Genomic DNA, 1936 nt, shown 5'->3' on the forward strand with positions numbered 1-1936 from the left:
CCTGAACCCCAGGAGACCACCGCATGAAGCGCCCACCAAAGAAGGGCACCATCACCGCCGAGCCCACCGTCCGTCGCGACGGCGACGCCATCGTCATCGACATTCCCATGGCCCTGCGCCATCGCGGTGGCCGCAAAGAAATCGTCCTGCCCCCGGGCGTTGCGCCCGTCGCCGAGAGCGCCGCCGGTGAGGAAGCGCCCACAGCGCTGGCCCTCGCCTTGGCCCGCGCCCTCCGCTGGCAGGAGATGATCGAATCGGGCCAAGCCGAGTCCAACAGCGACCTGGCCCGCAAGCTCAAACTCGACCAGTCCTACATCGCCCGAACCACCCGCCTGGCCTCCCTGGCCCCGGATCTGGTCGAAGCCATCCTCGACGGCCAGGAACCGGACGGCCTGTCCCTCCGCTCCCTCCGCTGCGACCTGCCGCTGGCGTGGGAAGAGCAGCGGCTGATGCTCGCCAAGTAGCCCCGGCCCTCTCGGGCACAGCTTCTCCTCTCCTCTACTCAGCGGTGACGTCCACCGAGACCCGTCTAGTAGAAATACTATCGCCATTGTTTGACGTGGACGAACCATCGCGGTAAACTTTCTATCGCGGCGAGTCGATAGACCTTATGGGTAGATCGTTCGCCCATGACGAACAATGTCACGAGAGAAGCTAACCATCCCGACGACGGGCGTCGAACTGGTCAGGAAGCTGGCGGCCGACGGCGACCGCATCTTCAGCACCGACCGGGCTCGTGAGCTCGCGCCGTCGGTCGGGCTCTCGGAAGGCTACCTGCGGCAGGCGCTCCACCACCTCGTCCGGGCGGGCTGGCTGATTCGCGTTCGCAAGGGACTCTACGTGATTTCCTCGACGACGCCGGGTGTCAGCCCAGTCCACGAGTTCGAGATTGCCATGGCGCTGGTCGAGCCTGCCGCCATCAGCCACTGGTCGGCGATGCATTACCACGGCCTGACCGATCAGGCACCCAGAAAGGTATTCGTACTGACCACCACCGAGGCCTCGGTTCCGCGCAGGCCCACGGGCAGCGACCAAGGCTACCGCGTCGGCGACACGCTCTTCCAGTTCATCCAGACCAAGCCCGAGCGGTACTTCGGCACGAAGAAGATCTGGGTGGGCGAAGCGCGGATCACGATCACCGATCCGGAGCGCACGCTGATCGACGGCCTGTTGATGCCACAGCACTGCGGCGACTTCGCCGAAGTCCTGCACGCCTTCAGTTCCCGAGGTCAGCAGCTCGATACGAAGCGGATCATCGAGTACGCACTCCGGCTGGATGCGGCCACGGCGAAGCGTCTCGGATGGGTGCTTGATGAACTGGGGCATCCGCCGGAGCAACTCGATCCGCTGCTGGCGGTCCCGATCAAGGGCTACCGGCGTCTGGACCCGACGGGGCCGCGACGGGGTCCCTGCAACCGACGGTGGATGATCCAGGAGAACCTGCCAGGGAAGGTGAAGCGATGAAGCCACTGCGGACACGACTCGAGGAGGCCAGGAAGCGTCTGGGGATTCCATGGGAGGTCCTCGAACGCGACTATCTGCTGTCGTGGGTGCTGGCCGGGATCGGCCAGGTCGAGTCGCTTCGGAAGGCTCTGGTCTTCAAGGGCGGCACAGCGCTGAAGAAATGCTACTTCGGCGATTACCGGTTCTCCGAGGATCTGGACTTCTCGTGCGTGGAGGGAGCGCCGACAGGGGCGGCGATGGAGGAAGCCATCGACCAAGCCTGTTCGGCCGCCGCCGTTCTGCTCGACGAGTACGCGCCGGTCGAGATCACCTGGGAGCGATACACGGAGAAGGAACCGCATCCGGGCGGGCAAGAGGCGTTCACCATCCGGGCACAATTCCCGTGGCATCGCCAGCCCCATACACGGGTGATCGTCGAGGCGTCCGTGGACGAACAGGTTCTCCTGCCGCCTCGACAACGGTCGGTGATCCA

3 protein-coding genes are annotated in these 1936 nt (G+C 65.1%); all 3 read left to right on the top strand.

Annotation, left to right across the window (positions count from 1 at the left end):
- The first annotated feature begins 23 nt into the window (after positions 1-23).
- The gene (locus tag GXY33_21420) at positions 24-464 is read left to right on the top strand and encodes a hypothetical protein (GenBank protein NLX07707.1); all 441 of its coding nucleotides are present in this window, start codon (positions 24-26) and stop codon (positions 462-464) included.
- Positions 465-639: 175 nt separating this feature from the next.
- Complete coding sequence (locus GXY33_21425) at positions 640-1464, top strand: hypothetical protein (protein ID NLX07708.1); 825 nt, start codon at positions 640-642, stop codon at positions 1462-1464.
- On the top strand, positions 1461-1936 hold a 476-nt coding region (locus GXY33_21430), incomplete at its 3' end, for a hypothetical protein (protein NLX07709.1). The genes GXY33_21425 and GXY33_21430, both read left to right, overlap by 4 nt.

Source organism: Phycisphaerae bacterium, assembly GCA_012729815.1.
In the GTDB taxonomy this organism is placed as follows: domain Bacteria; phylum Planctomycetota; class Phycisphaerae; order JAAYCJ01; family JAAYCJ01; genus JAAYCJ01.